The organism is Kitasatospora sp. NPDC049258, assembly GCF_040678895.1.
GTDB lineage: Bacteria > Actinomycetota > Actinomycetes > Streptomycetales > Streptomycetaceae > Kitasatospora.
Genome location: NZ_JBFAQT010000025.1, coordinates 27,527 through 43,751, shown reverse-complemented (window position 1 = coordinate 43,751; position 16,225 = coordinate 27,527). Strand labels below are relative to the sequence as shown.

The window sequence follows — 16,225 nt, the reverse complement described above, 5'->3', positions numbered from 1 at the left end:
CGGCGCCACGCGCGCAAGGAGGCGACGTACGTGACCGAGGACCGTACCCCGGCGGTGTCCGACAACCCGGAGGGCCTGGCCGCGGAGGAGGAGTTCGAGGGCCGCAAGAACGGGCTCTACTCGGAGGTCTCCGACGAGCTCGCAGCCTCGATGAAGTCCGGCTGGGCCGACACCGAGCTGCGCGGCCTGGAGCCGGTCGAGCAGGCCCCGTACACGGCCGCCCGCCGCGCCGCGCTGTCCGCCCGCTTCCCCGGTGAGCGCCTGGTCGTCCCGGCCGGCCACCTGCGGGTGCGGGCCAACGACACCGACTACGCGTTCCGCGCGGCCAGCGAGTACGTCCACCTCAGTGGCGACCAGAGCGAGGACGCCGTGCTGGTCGGCGAGCCGACCGGCGAGGGCCACGAGTTCCACCTGTACCTGCGCCCGCGCTCCGACCGGGAGAACGGCGAGTTCTGGCTGGACGGCTACGGCGAGCTCTGGGTCGGCCGCCGGCACAGCCTGGCCGAGGCCGAGCTGCGCTACGGCCTGCCCTGCAAGGACGTCCGCAAGGCCGCCGAGGAGCTGGCCGCCGCGCCCGCCCCGACCCGGATCGTGCGCGGCTACGACGTCGAGCTGGAGAGCGCCCTCGGCGAGCAGCTGGACGCCGCCAAGGACGAGGAGCTCAAGGTCTTCCTGAGCGGGCTCCGGCTGGTCAAGGACGCGTGGGAGGTCGCCGAGCTGCGCGCCGCCTGCACCGCCACGGTGAAGGGGTTCACCGACGTGGTCCGGGAGTTGGACCAGGCTGTCGCCACCTCCGAGCGCTGGATCGAGGGCACCTTCTGGCGCCGGGCCCGGGTCGAGGGCAACGACGTCGGCTACGGCTCGATCGCCGCCGCCGGCCCGCACGCCACCACCCTGCACTGGGTGCGCAACGACGGCGACGTCCGGCCCGGCGAGCTGCTGCTGCTGGACGCCGGCGTGGAGACCGCCAACCTCTACACCGCCGACGTCACCCGCACCCTGCCGATCAACGGCCGCTTCGACGACCTCCAGCGCCGGATCTACGACGCGGTGTTCGACGCCCAGGAGGCCGGCATCGCGGCGGTCCGCCCCGGCGGCCGGTTCCGCGACTTCCACGACGCCGCGCAGCGGGTGCTCGCCGAGCGCCTGCTGGCCTGGGGCCTGATCGACGCCTCGGTGTACGACCTGGAGAAGGTGCTGGAGCTCGGCCTGCAGCGCCGCTGGACCCTGCACGGCACCGGTCACATGCTCGGCCTGGACGTGCACGACTGCGCGCACGCCCGCCGGGAGTCCTACGTGGACGCCGAGCTGGTCCCCGGCATGGTGCTGACCGTCGAGCCCGGCCTGTACTTCCAGCTGGACGACCTGACCGTGCCCGAGGAGTACCGGGGCATCGGTGTCCGGATCGAGGACGACATCCTGGTCACCGCCGACGGCAACGAGAACCTCTCGGCCGGACTGCCGCGCCGCGCCGAGGACGTCGAGTCCTGGATGGCCGGCCTGGCCGGCTGACCTGCCGGTCGACCGCTGCCGTGACGGGACGGGCCCGGGCCGATCATCGGCCCGGGCCCGTCCCGTCGGATCAGCGGAGCTGGATGCCGGCCCAGGCGATCACGCTCGCCTGCCCCGGGTCCGGGAAGTCCGCCGCCACGGTGGTGACCACACCGCGGTAGTCCTCCGGCCTGGCGACGTCGAAGAGCGCCAGGTCGGCCTTCATCCCGGGGCAGGTGGCCGGTCCGAAGGTGAAGCCCGGCCAGACCGCCCCGTCGGTGGCCGACAGGTGGGTCGTGCTGAGCACCCGGGCCAGCTGGTCGAGGACGCCGGGCTGGTGCCAGAGCGCCTGCTGCGCCGTCAGGTCCTTGTCGGAGACGTTGCCGCGAGCCCGGTAGAGCTCGGTGAGCTTGGCGTAGTCACGGGCCTGCGCGGCCTCCAGCACCCGCTGCGCCACCTTCAGCACCGGGTCCTGGCCGGGGGCGGGGCTCTCCTTGCAGTCCGAGCCGAGCTGGGCGGTGGACACCGACGCGCCGGGCTCCACCGTGGTGGCGAGGCTGTGGTGCACCCCGCTCAGGTCCAGGCTGTCCAGGATCGACTGCAGGTCGTCCTCGCGGGCCGGGGCGAGACCGTGCGCGCTGACGTAGACCTCCTGGGTGACGAAGTCCCAGCGCCGCACCGTGAAGGGCTCGCCGGACGCGCACGTGAGCTTCCAGGTGGCCTGCCGCGACTGGTGGCCGGCCAGCTTCGCGACCTTCAGGCTGTAGCTCTGCAGGGCCTGCTGCTTGGGCGCCCCGTCCGCACCGTTCTCGATCTTCGGGGCGTCCGGCGCGTAACAGGCGCCGGGCTGCCGCTGCCATCCGTCGCTGCTCTGGACGTCGGCCGCCGCCGGGAAAGCCGCCCCGATCAGCTCGTCGGCGGCCGCGTAGACGGTGAGCTTGATCCCGTAGGGCTCGCAGGTGAACGGCGACCTGGGGTGGGTGTCCGCGGGCCGCAGGCACTGGTCCGGCCCGACCGGCGGGTCGGCGACCCAGCCCGCCGGCAGCTCGAAGTTGACCTTGCGGAAGGTCTGCGGGATGGGGCCCTGGGCCTGCTCGCCCGCGCCGGCGGACTCGCTCGCGGTGGCGCTCGACGAGGCGGACGGGCTCGGGCTCCCGGACGGCGCCGGGCTGGCCGTGATGCTGGCGGCCGGCGCCGGGTCCTGGCGCATCGCCGTCGGGTGGGTGTCGATGGTGAAGTACCCCAGCACGCCCGCCGCGAGGCCGAACAGCGGGACCGCCACCGTCAGGACCGGCCGGAGCCGGCGGATCCGGGTGTTCGGCGGGGCGAGCGGCCGCAGGCTCTGCGCCGTCACCTGAGCGGCGCGGGCCGAGAGCGCCCCCCGCAGGAGGCGTTCGGTGGCCGTCTCCTCGTTCTCCGGCTTGTTGGTCATCGGGCCTTCTCCAGCTGCTTCTCCAGGGCGTCGAGCGCCCGGCTGGCGGTCGACTTCACCGCACCCCGGGACAGCCCCAGGGTCTCGGCGATCTGCGCCTCCGACATGTCCGACCAGTACCGCAGCACCAGGACCTCGCGCTGACGCTGGGTCAGCTGGTCCAGTGCCACCAGCACCCGGCGGTGCTCGTCGTTGAGAACGGCGTGGTCCTCCGCCGACGGGGCGTCGGCCTCGTGCGGCGGCACGTACTCGCGGGCCGTCTTGCGGCGCCGCAGGACCGAGCGGGCGCCGTTGACGACCGAGGTCCGCAGGTACCCGAGGGCGTTGTCGAGATCGTCCAGCTGCTCGCCGTGCTTCTGGTAGAGCGCGGTGAAGGCCTCCTGCACCACGTCCTCGGCGATGTCCTGACGGTCGACCAGCAGGACGGCCATCCGCACCAGGCCGAGCCGGTGGGCGTGGTAGAGGTCGGTCAGGGTGGGGCGCTCCTCCTGCGCGTCCCGGCCGCCGCGCAGCAGCCGGAACCTGGACCTGCGGCCGGCCTCGGCCGACTCGGTCCCCGCCTCTGCCGGTGCCGCGAACAGCAGCCGCAGAATCCCCCGCACCCCACCCCGGGTACCGAACCCGGAGATCGGGGCGATCACCATGGACATGTACTTTTCCCGCTCCCCGCCGAACAGTGATCACGGTCGATGATCCGCAAGATTGTCGCACCGGCGTTCGCAGGCGGACGACCGCCCCCGGCGCGTGCGCGCGCTGCCGGCCGGGGCCCGGCACCTGCGGCGCGTGCGCGCGCTGCCGGCCGGGGCCCGGCACCTGCTCGGGCCCGGGCTCGGACGCGGGCCCGGACACGGGCCCGTGATCGCCGGACACGCCTCAGCCCCGGACGGCGAGCTGACGGGTCGACAGTTCGGCGTGGTGGCCGTCGGCCTGGGCCCCGACCGCCACGGTCAGCGAGGTGACCGCGCCGGCCGCCGAAGGGGCGAGCGAGATCCGGAACCTGGTCTCGGCGCCCGCGCCCGCGCCGAGCCGCTGCCGGAGCCGGTCGGTGTCGACCCGCAGGCCGTCCCGGGCGCCGCTGCACCCGCTCTCGGTGGCGATCTGACGCCAGGTGCCCTCCTGGAACACCTCCACCCGCACCGCCTCGGGCGCCAGGTACGCGCCGTCGACCTGGCCGGAGCCCGACCCGGTGAGCAGCAGCAGCTCGGGCTGGGCCGACCCGAAGGCGGCGCCGGTGGGGTTGGTGATCCGGGTGGTCAGCTCGACCGCCGGGCCGCCCGCCCGCAGCTCGGTGCCGGGCCCGGCGAGCAGGGCGGCGGCGGGGCGGTGGGGGTCGACCACCTGGACGCCGGTCAGTGCCTCGCCGATCTTGTCGAAGGTGCCCCGGTCCGGGCGCAGGTAGGCGTCGGCCTCGATCCGCAGGGTGCCCGGGCCGTTGTCGGCGGTGAGCCCCATCCGGTACTCGATGGTCCGGCTCGCGCCCGGGGCGAGCGAGAAGGCGGCGGCGTCGCCCTGCTGCGCGTAGTCCATGCCGGTGCCCTGGCTCAGGTCGAGCGCGGTCCAGTGGTCACCGTCCCGGCGCTCCAGGCCGCCCGAGGCCATCGGGGCGAAGATCGCGCAGCGCGCGCCGTCGAAGAACCGGGACGCCACCACGGGGGCGATCCCCTCGACCCGCCGGCCGGTGGCGTTGGTCCAGGTGACGGAGAACGGCACCCGGTCGCCGCCGGCCTCCACCCGGCGGCCCGCGGCGAGGCCGTCGAACCGGATCTCGATCCCCTTGCCGTGCGCCGGTGCGGCGGGCCGGTCGGTGGCCGCCCCGGTGCCCGGGGAGGTGCTCGGCCGCACGGCGGCCCGGGTGGGCGCGGTGGCGGTGGCGGGAGCGTCGGAGGACGGTGCCCCGGTGGCGGGAGCGGCGGCGGACGGTGCCCCGGTGGCGGGAGCGTCGGCGGGCTCGGACGGTGCGGTGACCGGCACGGCCGGGACCGGTACGACCGGGGCGAGCGCGGCGCGGACCGAGGGGGCGGCGCCGGCCTGCCCGGCCTGCGGGCCGTCGCAGGCGACCAGGCCGGCCGCGGCCACGGCTGCCAGCGGCAGGGCGAGCGCCAGTCGGCGGCCGCGGCGGCCCCAGCCGGACCGGGCGGCCTGGGCAATCGTGATGTTCTTCGCAAAACGGATGTCGATGGGCGTGTTCATGGTGCGCTCCCCCACGGAGTGGATGTCCTCGGATCGGTGAGAGCCCTGCCGATCAGCCCCGGCGCCGCCGGCTCCCGTTCCCCGGGCTCTCAACCTGATAGACGTCCATCCTCCCCGGAGGTTGCAGCCGGTTTCGAAGAGATGTGAGGAGATCTGCGGACGGGGTCAGCAGACCAGTCCGAGGTCCGCCGGCGAGGCGGTGGCCGGGTCGATCGGACGCCGGCCCTCGGTGGGCCAGCCCTCCCGGACCCAGTACTCCAGGCCGCCGATCATCTCCTTGACCTCGCGGCCGAGCGCGGCCAGCTTCATCGCGCCCTTGGTGGAGCCGTTGCAGGCCGGGCCCCAGCAGTAGACCACCAGCAGGCCGGACGGCAGCTCGGCCAGGCGCTCGGCCGTGATCCCGGCGAGCGGGAGGCTGATCGCGCCGGGCAGGTGCGCCTTGCGGTGGGCGCCCTCGGCCCGGACGTCGACGAGGGTGAAGTCCTGCCGCCCGTCGCGCAGCGCGTACCAGACGTCCGCCGGGTCGGCCTGGCAGCCGAGCCGCTCGGCGAAGAAGGCGAAGGCCCGCTCGGGTGCGAGTGCGGGGATCTCGGTCACGGGAGAGGCGGTGGTGGTCATCTGCGGACTCCTGACGGTCTGTTGCGGGTGCGTTCCCGACAGGTCGATCCTCCGGTCCGGGCACCGCGCCCCGACAGTGGCGGGTACGACTACACTCGTCAAGATCCCGCCAGGCTGCGCAAGTGGGGAGAACAGTGACCGAGCAGCGGACCGGCGGCCCGGTGGCCGTCAGCATCGGACGGCGCCCGGAGCCCGTGCACACCGTCGCCGTGTACGTCGTCGACGGCATGGCCCCGTTCGAACTCGGCGTGGTGGTCGAGGTGTTCGGCCTGGCGCGGCCGGAGGTGACCGGGCTGCTGGCGGCGCCCTGGTACGACGTGAAGGTCTGCGCGGACCGGCCCGGGGCCGCGCTGAACGCGGTCGGCGGCTTCACCCTGAGCGCCCCGCACGGGCTGGAGGAGCTGGCCGCCGCCGACACCGTCGTCGTGCTGGCCGTGCCCAACCCCTTCACCGGCGAGGTCTCGCCCGGCCTGGTCGCCGCGCTGCGCACGGCGCACGAGCGCGGGGCCCGGATCGTCTCGATCTGCTCCGGCGCCTTCGCACTGGCCGCCGCCGGACTGCTGGACGGCCTGGCGGCCACCACGCACTGGCGGTACGCCGAATTGCTCCAGCAGCGCCACCCGGCGGTGCGGGTCGACCCGGACGTGCTGTACGTGGACAACGGGACCATCCTGACCAGCGCGGGCAGCGCGGCCGGGATCGACCTGTGCCTGCACCTGGTGCGCCGCGACCACGGCGCCAAGGTGGCCAACACGGTGGCCCGCCGGTTCGTGGTGCCGCCGCACCGGGACGGCGGCCAGGCGCAGTTCATCGAGGCGGCGGTCCGGCCGGTCGAGGAGGAGGACGACGGTATCGCCCGCTCCATGCGCTGGGCGCTGGACCACCTCGCCGCGCCGCTCACCGTGCCGCTGCTGGCCCGGGCCGCCCGGATGTCCGACCGCTCCTACCTGCGGCACTTCACCGCCCGCAACGGCACCAGTCCGATGCGCTGGGTGATCACCCAGCGGATCGCCGCCAGCCTGCCGCTGCTGGAATCCCCGGACGGCACGGTGGAGGAGATCGCCGGTGCGGTCGGCTTCGAGAGCGCCGCGACCTTCCGGCACCACTTCGGCCGCACCATGCACACCTCCCCCACCGCCTACCGGCGCACCTTCGGCCGCGGGGCGGCCTGAGCCCCGCTGCCGGCGGGCGGGGGTGCCAGGCCTGCGGCGCCCGGCCGGCACCGGTCGCCCGCGAGGTCAGCCGCCGGTGTGCCGGTCCGCGTTGGCGATGATCGCGTCGTGCGTCCACCGCGCGAGGCCGACCGCCAGCTTCTCGTAGGTGGCGGTGAACCGCGGATCCGCGAGGTACATCGCGGCCAGGCCGCGGTGGATCTCGTAGCCGCAGTCGTAGAACCGGGCGGTGATCTGCTGCCGGTGCTCCTCGGCGAGGTCCATCGCCCGCACCGAGTCGGCCGGCAGCCCCGCCGTGAACGCCGCCACCAGGCGGCCGTTGAGCTCCTCGCCCTCCGCCTTGATCTCCTCCCAGTCGGCCTTGGCGTAGCCGGCCGTGCGCCGCTGGGACTGCGCCCAGGGCTCGGAGCCGCCGTACTTCCGCCCGGCCTCGGCCTCCCAGCCCTCGTCGTAGTCGGGGCCGAACACCTCGAACTTCTCCTCCGGGGTCAGCTGCATGCCCATCGTCCTTGCCTCCATCGCTCGTTCGACCGCCGCGGCCAGGTCCTGGAGGTGTCTGATCCGGTCACCGATCAGCCGGTGCTGCCGGCGCAGGTGCTCGGACGGACCGACCGAGCGGTCGTCCAGGATGGCGGCGATCTCCTCGAGGGGGAACCCGAGCTCGCGGTAGAACAGGATCTGCTGCAGCCGGTCCAGGTCCGCGTCCGCGTAGCGGCGGTACCCGGCCGAGGTGCGGCCACCGGGCGACAGCAGGCCGATCTCGTCGTAGTGGTGCAGGGTGCGCACCGTCACCTTGGCGATTCTGGCGAGCTGTCCCACGGTGTAGCTGTCCGCCGAGGGCATCGGGGTCCTCCCTTCTCTCCTGGCTCCAGCCTGGATCCTCACGTCGCGTGAGGGTCAAGCCGCGGGCTCCCGGCGGTGCCGTCGGGCTCCGGGCGCCGGGGGCGTACGCCGTACGAGTCTCCGAGCGGGACGCGCGGAGAGCGGCCGGTACTTCGGCACACCGGCCAATTGTCCGGCCGTGCGCCGTTGAACAGGATGAACGCCATGATGACGACTCCGCTGCCCCGCCGCCTGGCCGCCGAGGCGGTCGGCACCGCGGTGCTGGCCACCGTCCTGGTCGGCTCCGGCATCCGGGCCGCCGGCCTGAGCCGGGACGGCGGGGTGCAGCTGCTCGCCAACGTGCTCGCCTCGGTGCTGGCGCTGGCCCTGCTGATCGCGCTGTTCGCGCCCGTCTCCGGCGGGCACTTCAACCCGCTGGTGTCGGCCGCCGCCTGGTGGAGCGAGCGGCGCAGCGGCCTCGGGCCGACCCTGCGCGAGCTGGGCGGCTACGTGCTGGCGCAGACGGCGGGCGCGGTGCTGGGCACGGGGCTGGCGAACGCCATGTTCGAGCGGCCCCTGGTGCAGCTCGCGGGGCAGCGGCGGGCGGCCGGGCATCTGTGGCTCGCCGAGGGGGTGGCGACCGGGGTGCTGATCCTGCTGGTGGTCGGGCTGGTGCGCGGCGGCCGGGCGCGGTTGCTGCCGGTGGCGGTGGCGGCCTGGGTCGGGGCGGCCTGCTGGGGCACCTCGTCGGGGAGTTTCGCCAATCCGGCGCTGACCCTCGGCCGGGCGCTGAGCGACGGCTCCACCGGGATCGCGCCGGCGTCGGTGCCGGCCTTCGTGCTGGCGCAGGCGGCGGGTGCGGTGGTGGGCCTGGCCCTGGTGCCGGTGCTGTTCGGCCGCGGGCGCGACCGGGCGCCGGACGACGCCCGGGAACTCCTCGCCCCGGCCTGAACACGCGGCCGGGCGGGGCGGAGCGGGGCGGGGCGGGGCGGGGCAGGGCGGGGTGCCGACCGGTCAGTCGGCCACGCCCAGCTCCCCGGTCACCTTCTCGATCTTCACCCGGACCAGCAGCTCACCGGGTACGCCGTTGCGCGCCGCGTACTCCTCGGCCCGGTCCTCGCCCATGTAGCGGGCCGCGATCCGGCCGGCCCAGGCGCGCACCTCGGACAGCTCCTCGCTGATCGAGGCGGTGCCGCGGACCACGACGTAGGCGAACGGCGGCCGGTCGTCGTCGACGCAGAGCATCACCCGGCCGTCGCGGGCCAGGTTGCGGCCTTTGACGGTGTCCTTGCCGGTGTTGAACACCAGGTCGTCGCCGTCCAGCAGGAACCAGATCGGGGCCAGGTGCGGGCCGCCGTCGGCGCGGGTGGTGGCGAGCTTGCCGGTACGGGTGCCGTGGCTGAGGAACTCGCGCCACTGGGGCTCGGTCATTCGGGTCATGCGCCCCATCCTGGCCGAGCCGCCCGGCCGGAGCCAGGCGGCGGGCCGGGCGGGGGCGGCGGGCCGGGCGGAGCCGTTCCCGCGCGCCGGACGGCCGCGGGGTGGGTCAGTCCGCCTCGCCGTAGCGGACCAGGTAGCCGGCGAAGGTCGCCATGTCCTCGTCCGACCAGGTCTCGAAGCGCTTGGTGAAGGAGCGCCGGCGCTGCTGGTACGCCTCGGCCAGCAGCTGGGTGCCGGCGTCGGTGAGCCGCAGCAACTGGCCGCGCTGGTCCTCCGGGTCGGCCTCCCGGGCCAGCAGGCCGAGCCGTTCCAGCGCGCCGACCTGGCGGCTGACCGTGGACTTGTCGAGCATGAAGTGCGAGGCCAGGTCGGCGCCCCGGCAGGTACCGCGCTCGTTCACCAGGTCGAGCATGCTGTAGGTGACCAGCGAGAGGTCCGGGTGCAGCTGGGCGGCCTTGTGACGGGCCCGGCGGGCGAACGCGGTGAGCTCCCGCTGGATGGTCTCCAGCGCGGCGTCGCGGTCGGGCATGGGGGTTGCTCCTTAGGATCCGGTTGCTGCCCCCCACGGTAGGGGCTCGCCGCGGGTTCGCAGCCCCCGGCCGACCCCGGAGGTCACACCAGGTCGGAGAGCTCGCGCAGCAACCGGGCCTTGGCCCGCGCGCCGACCAGCGTACGGACCGGCTCGCCGCCCCGGAAGAGCATCAGCGTCGGCATCGACAGCACCCCGTACGCGGCCTGGGTCTCCGGGTTGGCGTCGACGTCCAGTTGGACGACCCGGAACCGGTCGGACTCCTCCCGGGCGATCTCGGCCAGCACCGGCGCGAGCATCCGGCAGGGCGGGCACCAGTCGGCGGTGAACTCCACCAGCACCGGCCGCTCGGCCGCCAGCACCTCCTGCTCGAAGCTCCGGTCGGTGACCGTCTGCAGCTCCACTGCCATCATCTGATCCCCTCAACTCGTCTGCGGTCCACGCACCGTGGACAGCTCGCACTGCGGCGCCGGCCCACCCGGCCGGGCGGCCGCGCGGGCCAGCTCGGCCCGCTCCAGCTCGGCCCGCTCCAGCTGCGCCGCGACCTGGTCGCGGACCGACTGCAGCTGTTCCAGGCAGGCGTCCAGCTCGGCCAGCTTGCTCCGGTACACCTCGAGCGAGGCCGGGCAGGCGTCGCCCGCCGGGTGGCCCGCCTGCAGGCACTCGACGAACGGCCTGGTCTCCTCCAGCCCGAAGCCGAAGTCCTGGAGGGTGCGGATCTGCCGCAGCAGCCGCAGATCCTCCTCGTCGTAGGCCCGGTAGCCGTTGCCGGAGCGCCGTGCGGGCAGCAGCCCGCGCGACTCGTAGTACCGCAGGGTGCGGGTGGTCGTTCCCGCCCGCGCCGCCAGTTCGCCGATCCGCATGGGACCGACGGTAGACCTTGCCCCGGACGTCAAGGCCAGCCCCGTCCCGGGCCGGGCTCCGCTCAGCGGCAGCCCGGGGCGGGCGCGTCCACCGCCAGCGGGCTGCCCTCGGGCAGCAGGTAGGTCGCGTAGAGGACGACGGGTTCGCTGCCGAGGTTGCGGCCGATGTGCACCCGCCGCCGGCCGGCCGGCTCGACGAAGGACTGACCGGCGGTGACGGTGTGCACCGAGCGGTCGTCGAGGACCCGGGTGAGCGCGCCGGACCGCACCACCGCGATCAGCCGCCCGTGGTGGTAGTGCCAGCCGGTCGAGCCGCCGGGCTGGATGGTGATCTCGCGGACCACCACGTCCGTACGGCCCTTGCTGCGGATCGAGACGGAGCCGGCGGTGGTGCCCTTGGCGAGCACGGTGGCGCTCACCCCCGGCGCCGCGGCGGCCGGTCCGATCGCGCCGGCCCCGCGCCGCCGCTCACCCCTGGTGGTCCTGCCGCCGCCCATGTCCGCCCCCAACGTCCTTGCCGTGGATGCCTCTTCGGCCGGACACGATAGCCACAGCGACCGGGCCGAGCGGCCCCCTCGGGCCGCCCTCCTTGCCAATCTCTAACCATTACTACATGATTCAAGGGTTAGAAGATCGCAGCACCCGAAGCCAGGAGCACCCCATGCCCGAAGCCACCCGGCCACCCCTGCCCCCGTTCACCGAGGAAAGCGCCCGCGCCAAGGTCCAGGCCGCCGAGGACGCCTGGAACTCCCGTGACCCGCACCGGGTCGCACAGGCCTACACACCCGACTCCCGCTGGCGCAACCGCGACCTGTTCGTCGACGGCCGGGCCGCGATCGAGGCCTTCCTCACCCGCAAGTGGGAGCGGGAGCTCGACTACGCGCTGCGCAAGGACCTGTGGTCCTTCACCGGCAACCGGATCGCCGTGCGGTTCTGCTACGAGTGGCGCGACGCCAACGGCCAGTGGTGGCGCAGCCACGGCAACGAGCTGTGGGAGTTCGACCCGCAGGGCCTGATGAGCCGCCGGGAAGCCTCGATCAACGATCTCGCCATCACCGAGGCCGAGCGCACCATCCACGGCCCGCGCGCCGCCGGCGAGCGCTACGAGTGGTCCGGCCCACGGCCGTCCTGACGGCCGTACCGGGCGGGGCCCGGCCCGCGGCTCGGCCGAGGCCCTCTCCCGCAGTGTCGGTGTCGGATGCCAGGATGGCCCTGTGCTGATCCCTGAAGAGGTCGACGGGCTGCCCGAGCCGGACGAGGGGCCACTGACGCTGCCCGGCTTCTGGGCCGCCTACCTGCCCCGGTACCTGCCGCCACCGGCCGAGGAGGCCGGCGGGGGCACGCCGGCCGGAGCGGCCTTCGGGGTCAGCCGGGCGGCGGCCGACGCCGCCCGCGCCGCACTGGCCGGGGCCGCCGGCCGACCGATCGCCAAGGTCCCGCTGGAGCACGACCACACCGTGCTGGCCGTGCCCCGCCCGACCGCCCTGGACCTGCTGCTCACCCATCCGCACTGGCGCCGCCCCCGGCTGCTCGCCCGCACCGGCGGCCGGCCCGCCGGGCCCGGCCTCAGCTGGTCCGAGCTGCTGCACGCCGCCCGCCACCCGGGCACCAGCGAGGGGATCACCGCCCGGCACCCCCGGCTGCTGCTCCTGCTGCCCGCGCTGCGCGCCGCCACCCTGCCGCCCGACGCCGCCGTCACGGTGGCCGCCGCCCTCGCCGCCACCGGGACACCCCAGGAGCAGCGCCCGGCCCTGGCCCACCGGCTGGTCGAGCTCCGGCCGGCCCTGGCCGGCGCCCGCGGCCAGGGCACCCGGGGGCCTGCCGGGCGGCAGGGCCGGCTGCTCGCCAGGGCGCTGGGCGCAGCCGCCTGAGCACCCTTCCGGGGGGCGCCTGAGCACCCTTCCGGGGGCCGCCGGCGCTGGTCGATCCTCCAGCCCCGGGCGGCGCAGCCGGTGTGCGGTGACACTCGTCCCCGCAGGTCACGCGTTGCTTCAATCACCGTATCGAGCTGTCGAGGACGGTGGACGACGTGGATCTGAACACGGTGCTGGAGGTGCGCGACGCCCGGCGTCGCGGCGGCTGGCAGCCGGGTGACGCCTGGCTGGGCGGGGGCACCTACCTGTTCTCCGAGCCGCAACCGCACATCCGCCGGCTGATCGACCTGAGCCGGACCGGCTGGGAGCCGCTGCGGGTGACCGCCGACGGCGGCCTGGAGATCGCCGCGACCTGCACCATCGCCCAGCTCTCCCGCTTCGCCGGGGCCGCGGCGTGGCCGGCCCGGCCGCTGTTCGAGCAGTGCTGCCGGGCGTTCCTGGCCTCCTGGAAGATCTGGAACATGGCCACCGTCGGCGGCAACCTCTGCAACTCGCTGCCGGCCGGGCCGATGATCTCGCTGACCGCCGCGCTCGACGGGGTCGGCGAGCTGTGGGCCCAGACCGGGGCGGTCCGCCGGGTGCCGGTGGCGCGGTTCGTCACCGGTGCCGGGCGCAACGCGCTGGACCGCGGCGAGCTGCTGCGCTCGGTGACGCTGCCGGCCCGGGCACTGGGCGCGCGCACCGCGTTCCGGCAGGCCTCGCTATACGGACTGGGCCGCTCGGGCGCGCTGCTGATCGGCGCCCTCGATCCGCTGGACGGGGCGCTGACCATCACCGTCACCGCCTCGACCGTCCGGCCGATCCGGCTGTGGTTCCCGCTGCCGCCGAACGCGGCGGCGCTGCGCGAGGCGGTCGAGTACGCCGTCGCGCCGGACGAGTACTTCGACGACATCCACGGACTGCCGGCCTGGCGCCGGCACATGACCTTCCGGTTCGCCGAGGAGATCCGCCGCGAACTGGTCGAGGAGGCCGGGCGATGAGCTTCGAGATGCGGGTGAACGACAGGTCCTTCGACGCCGAGCCCCGGCCGGGGCAGTGCCTGCGCACCTACCTGCGCGACCGCGGCTGGTTCGGGGTGAAGAAGGGCTGCGACGCGGGCGACTGCGGCGCCTGCACCGTGCAGGTGGACGGGGAGCCCGTGCACAGCTGCCTCTACCCGGCCGTGCGGGCCGAGGGCCGCTCGGTGACCACCGTCGAGGGGTTGGCCGAGGACGGTGAACTGCACCCGATGCAGCAGCGGTTCCTGGACGCGCAGGGCTTCCAGTGCGGCTTCTGCACGGCCGGCTTCCTGATGACCGCCTCCGCCCTGGACGAGGATCAACTGACCGACCTGCCGCGGGCCTTGAAGGGAAACCTGTGCCGGTGCACCGGCTACCGGGCGATCGAGGACGCGGTGCGCGGGGTCAAGCACGCCGAGGAGCCCGGCGCGGGGCAGGCGGTCGGCCGCAGCCTGGCTGCGCCGGCCGGGCCGCTGGTGGTCACCGGCACCGCCCGCTACACCTTCGACGTCGAGGTCGAGGGGCTGCTGCACATGAAGCTGCTGCGCTCCCCGCACCCGCACGCCCGGATCGTCTCCATCGACACCTCCCGCGCGCTGCGGGTCCCCGGCGTACACCTGGTGCTCACCCACCACGACGCCCCCGAGCGGCTGTTCTCCTCGGCCCGGCACGAGCACCCGACCGAGGACCCGGACGACACCCGGGTGCTGGACGACGTGGTCCGGTTCGCCGGCCAGCGGGTGGCCGCGGTGGTCGCCGACTCCGAGGGGGCCGCGGAGGAGGCCTGCCGCCGGATCGCGGTGGAGTACGAGGTGCTGCCGTTCGTGATCGATCCGGAGCTGGCGATGGCACCCGGCGCGCCGGTGCTCCACCCCAAGGGCCCGGAGTCGCGGATCGCCCGTCCGGAGAGCAACGTCTGCGGCGAGGTGCACGGCGAGATCGGCAGCGTGATGGAGGGTTTCGCCGAGGCCGCCCTGGTGTACGAGGAGACCTTCCGCACCCAGCGGGTGCAGCACGCCAGCCTGGAGACGCACGGCGCGCTCGCCTACTTCGAGGAGGGCGAGGAGGGCGAGGAGGGCGGGGAGCGGATCGTGGTCCGCTCCAGCACCCAGGTCCCGTTCCTCACCAGGCGCGCCCTGTGCGCCCTGTACGACCTGCCGAAGGACTACGTCCGGGTGGTCGCGGGCCGGGTCGGCGGCGGGTTCGGCGGCAAGCAGGAGATGCTGGTCGAGGACATCGTGCTGCTCGCCGCGATGCGCCTGAAGCGGCCGGTGAAGCTGGAGTTCACCCGCCCCGAGCAGTTCTACGGCGCCACCACCCGGCACCCGTTCACCATCCGGATCAAGGCCGGCGCGAAGGCGGACGGCACGCTCACCGCGCTCCAGCTCCGGGTGGTCTCCAACACCGGCGCGTACGGCAACCACGGGCCGGCGGTGATGTTCCACAGCGTCGGCGAGTCGATGGCGGTCTACCGGGCCCCGCACAAGAAGGTCAACGCCTACTCGGTGTACACCAATTGCGTGCCGGCCGGGGCGTTCCGCGGCTACGGGCTGGGGCAGGTGACCTTCGCCGTGGAGTCGGCGATGGACGAGATGGCCCGGCGGCTGGGCATCGACCCGCTGGTCTTCCGCGAGCGCAACATCATCGGCCCCGGCGAGCACATGGTCAGCCCGGGCGGCGAGGAGGAGGACCTGCACATCGCCAGCTACGGCCTCGACCAGTGCCTCCAGGTGGTCCGCGACGCCATCGCCGAGGACCGCAGCGCCGAGGACGCGCCCGAGGGCTGGCTGGTCGGGCAGGGCACCGCCATGTCGATGATCGCCACCGGGCCGCCCGGCGGCCACTTCGCCGACGCCACGGTGAAGCTGCTGGAGGACGGGACCTACGACATCGCCGTCGGCACCGCGGAGTTCGGCAACGGCACCACCACCGTGCACAAGCAGATCACCGCGGGCGCGCTCGGCACCACGGTCGACCGGATCGCCGTCCGGCAGTCCGACACCGACGTGGTGAAGCACGACACCGGGGCGTTCGGGTCGGCCGGCACGGTGGTCGCCGGCAAGGCCGTGATGAAGGCGGCCAACGCCCTGGCCGAGCAGCTGCTGTCGTTCGCCGCGGAGTACGCGCGGACCCCGCGCAGCCTGTGCCGGCTGACGGCGGACGCGGTCGACTGCGACGGGCGGACGGTCGCGCTGAAGGAGCTCTTCGAGGCCGCCCGCGGCCGGGAGGTGGCGCTCTCGGCCGACGGGCACTGGGGCGGCTCCCCCCGCTCGGTGGCCTTCAACGCGCAGTGGTTCCGGCTCGCGGTCGACCCCGACACCGGCGAGATCCGGATCCTGCGCAGCGTGCACGCGGCCGACGCGGGGCGGGTGGTGAACCAGATGCAGTGCCGCGGCCAGGTCGAGGGAGGGGTCGCCCAGGCGCTCGGCGCGACCCTGTTCGAACAGGTCCTGGTCGACGACGAGGGCCAGGTCACCACCGCCGCCTTCCGCCGCTACCGGCTGCCCGCCTACGCGGACGTCCCGCGTACCGAGGTGCACTTCATGGAGACCTCCGACGCGATCGGGCCGCTGGGCGCCAAGTCGATGAGCGAGAGCCCGTTCAACCCGGTCGCCCCCGCGTTCGCCAACGCCCTGCGGGACGCGACCGGGATCCGCTTCACCGAGGTCCCGCTGCTGCGCGACAAGGTCTGGCTGGCGATCGCGGAGCGACGGGGCCACTCTCCGGCCCGCAACGAGTGATGCTCTTCACGCAATAATCAGACATCAACAAGAAAATGTTCGCCAGGTGCCTTGT

The 16,225-nt window shown here is 74.4% G+C and carries 17 protein-coding genes; 7 read left to right on the top strand and 10 right to left on the bottom strand.

What is annotated here, in order from left to right; genetic code table 11:
* Positions 1 to 30 precede the first annotated feature (30 nt).
* Positions 31 to 1,512 (top strand): aminopeptidase P family protein, encoded by a 1,482-nt coding sequence (locus tag AB0K43_RS21255; RefSeq protein ID WP_363641976.1) that lies wholly within the window; start codon positions 31 to 33, stop codon positions 1,510 to 1,512.
* Between the two features lie 70 nt (positions 1,513 to 1,582).
* Here AB0K43_RS21255 and AB0K43_RS21250 read toward each other — a convergent pair whose 3' ends face one another.
* The 4 genes from AB0K43_RS21250 to AB0K43_RS21235 all read right to left on the bottom strand — a co-directional run bounded on the left by AB0K43_RS21250 (position 1,583) and on the right by AB0K43_RS21235 (position 5,731).
* Positions 1,583 to 2,923, bottom strand: a complete 1,341-nt coding sequence (locus tag AB0K43_RS21250; RefSeq protein ID WP_363641974.1) for a hypothetical protein — start codon at positions 2,921 to 2,923, stop codon at positions 1,583 to 1,585.
* The gene (locus AB0K43_RS21245) at positions 2,920 to 3,573 is read right to left on the bottom strand and encodes a SigE family RNA polymerase sigma factor (RefSeq protein WP_363641972.1); all 654 of its coding nucleotides are present in this window, start codon (positions 3,571 to 3,573) and stop codon (positions 2,920 to 2,922) included. The genes AB0K43_RS21250 and AB0K43_RS21245 overlap by 4 nt, the downstream gene beginning before the upstream one ends.
* A gap of 223 nt (positions 3,574 to 3,796) precedes the next feature.
* Positions 3,797 to 5,113 (bottom strand): hypothetical protein, encoded by a 1,317-nt coding sequence (locus AB0K43_RS21240; RefSeq protein ID WP_363641970.1) that lies wholly within the window; start codon positions 5,111 to 5,113, stop codon positions 3,797 to 3,799.
* 165 nt (positions 5,114 to 5,278) lie between these two features.
* Positions 5,279 to 5,731 carry a rhodanese-like domain-containing protein gene (locus AB0K43_RS21235; RefSeq protein WP_363641968.1) on the bottom strand — a complete coding sequence of 151 codons (453 nt, stop codon included), beginning with the start codon at positions 5,729 to 5,731 and terminating at the stop codon, positions 5,279 to 5,281.
* A 134-nt stretch (positions 5,732 to 5,865) separates the two neighbouring features.
* On the opposite strand from AB0K43_RS21235, the gene AB0K43_RS21230 reads away from it, so the two are divergent.
* Entirely contained in the window at positions 5,866 to 6,903 is a 1,038-nt protein-coding gene (locus AB0K43_RS21230) for a helix-turn-helix domain-containing protein (RefSeq protein WP_363641966.1), read from the top strand.
* Between the two features lie 66 nt (positions 6,904 to 6,969).
* Here the strand turns inward: AB0K43_RS21230 and AB0K43_RS21225 are convergent, their stop codons facing one another.
* Positions 6,970 to 7,746 carry a MerR family transcriptional regulator gene (locus AB0K43_RS21225; RefSeq protein WP_363641964.1) on the bottom strand — a complete coding sequence of 259 codons (777 nt, stop codon included), beginning with the start codon at positions 7,744 to 7,746 and terminating at the stop codon, positions 6,970 to 6,972.
* Between the two features lie 204 nt (positions 7,747 to 7,950).
* Here AB0K43_RS21225 and AB0K43_RS21220 point away from each other — a divergent pair, with 204 nt between their 5' ends.
* A complete protein-coding gene (locus AB0K43_RS21220; protein WP_363641962.1) occupies positions 7,951 to 8,676 on the top strand; it encodes an aquaporin in 726 nt (241 codons plus the stop codon).
* Between the two features lie 63 nt (positions 8,677 to 8,739).
* Here the strand turns inward: AB0K43_RS21220 and AB0K43_RS21215 are convergent, their stop codons facing one another.
* The 5 genes from AB0K43_RS21215 to AB0K43_RS21195 form a co-directional block, all read right to left on the bottom strand.
* On the bottom strand, positions 8,740 to 9,165 hold the full coding sequence (locus AB0K43_RS21215; protein WP_363641960.1) for a PPOX class F420-dependent oxidoreductase: 426 nt from the start codon (positions 9,163 to 9,165) through the stop codon (positions 8,740 to 8,742).
* A 106-nt stretch (positions 9,166 to 9,271) separates the two neighbouring features.
* Entirely contained in the window at positions 9,272 to 9,694 is a 423-nt protein-coding gene (locus tag AB0K43_RS21210; RefSeq protein WP_363641958.1) for a MarR family transcriptional regulator, read from the bottom strand.
* An 83-nt stretch (positions 9,695 to 9,777) separates the two neighbouring features.
* Entirely contained in the window at positions 9,778 to 10,104 is a 327-nt protein-coding gene (gene trxA, locus AB0K43_RS21205; RefSeq protein WP_363642062.1) for a thioredoxin, read from the bottom strand.
* Positions 10,105 to 10,116: 12 nt separating this feature from the next.
* On the bottom strand, positions 10,117 to 10,557 hold the full coding sequence (locus tag AB0K43_RS21200) for a MerR family transcriptional regulator (protein WP_363641956.1): 441 nt from the start codon (positions 10,555 to 10,557) through the stop codon (positions 10,117 to 10,119).
* 62 nt (positions 10,558 to 10,619) lie between these two features.
* Entirely contained in the window at positions 10,620 to 11,054 is a 435-nt protein-coding gene (locus AB0K43_RS21195; RefSeq protein WP_363641954.1) for a cupin domain-containing protein, read from the bottom strand.
* A 164-nt stretch (positions 11,055 to 11,218) separates the two neighbouring features.
* Between AB0K43_RS21195 and AB0K43_RS21190 the strand changes: the two genes are divergently transcribed.
* The 4 genes from AB0K43_RS21190 to AB0K43_RS21175 all read left to right on the top strand — a co-directional run bounded on the left by AB0K43_RS21190 (position 11,219) and on the right by AB0K43_RS21175 (position 16,170).
* Entirely contained in the window at positions 11,219 to 11,689 is a 471-nt protein-coding gene (locus AB0K43_RS21190; RefSeq protein WP_363641952.1) for a nuclear transport factor 2 family protein, read from the top strand.
* A gap of 82 nt (positions 11,690 to 11,771) precedes the next feature.
* Complete coding sequence (locus AB0K43_RS21185) at positions 11,772 to 12,428, top strand: hypothetical protein (RefSeq protein ID WP_363641950.1); 657 nt, start codon at positions 11,772 to 11,774, stop codon at positions 12,426 to 12,428.
* A 158-nt stretch (positions 12,429 to 12,586) separates the two neighbouring features.
* A complete protein-coding gene (locus tag AB0K43_RS21180; protein WP_363641948.1) occupies positions 12,587 to 13,411 on the top strand; it encodes an FAD binding domain-containing protein in 825 nt (274 codons plus the stop codon).
* Complete coding sequence (locus tag AB0K43_RS21175) at positions 13,408 to 16,170, top strand: molybdopterin-dependent oxidoreductase (RefSeq protein WP_363641946.1); 2,763 nt, start codon at positions 13,408 to 13,410, stop codon at positions 16,168 to 16,170. The genes AB0K43_RS21180 and AB0K43_RS21175 overlap by 4 nt, the downstream gene beginning before the upstream one ends.
* Positions 16,171 to 16,225: the final 55 nt, after the last annotated feature.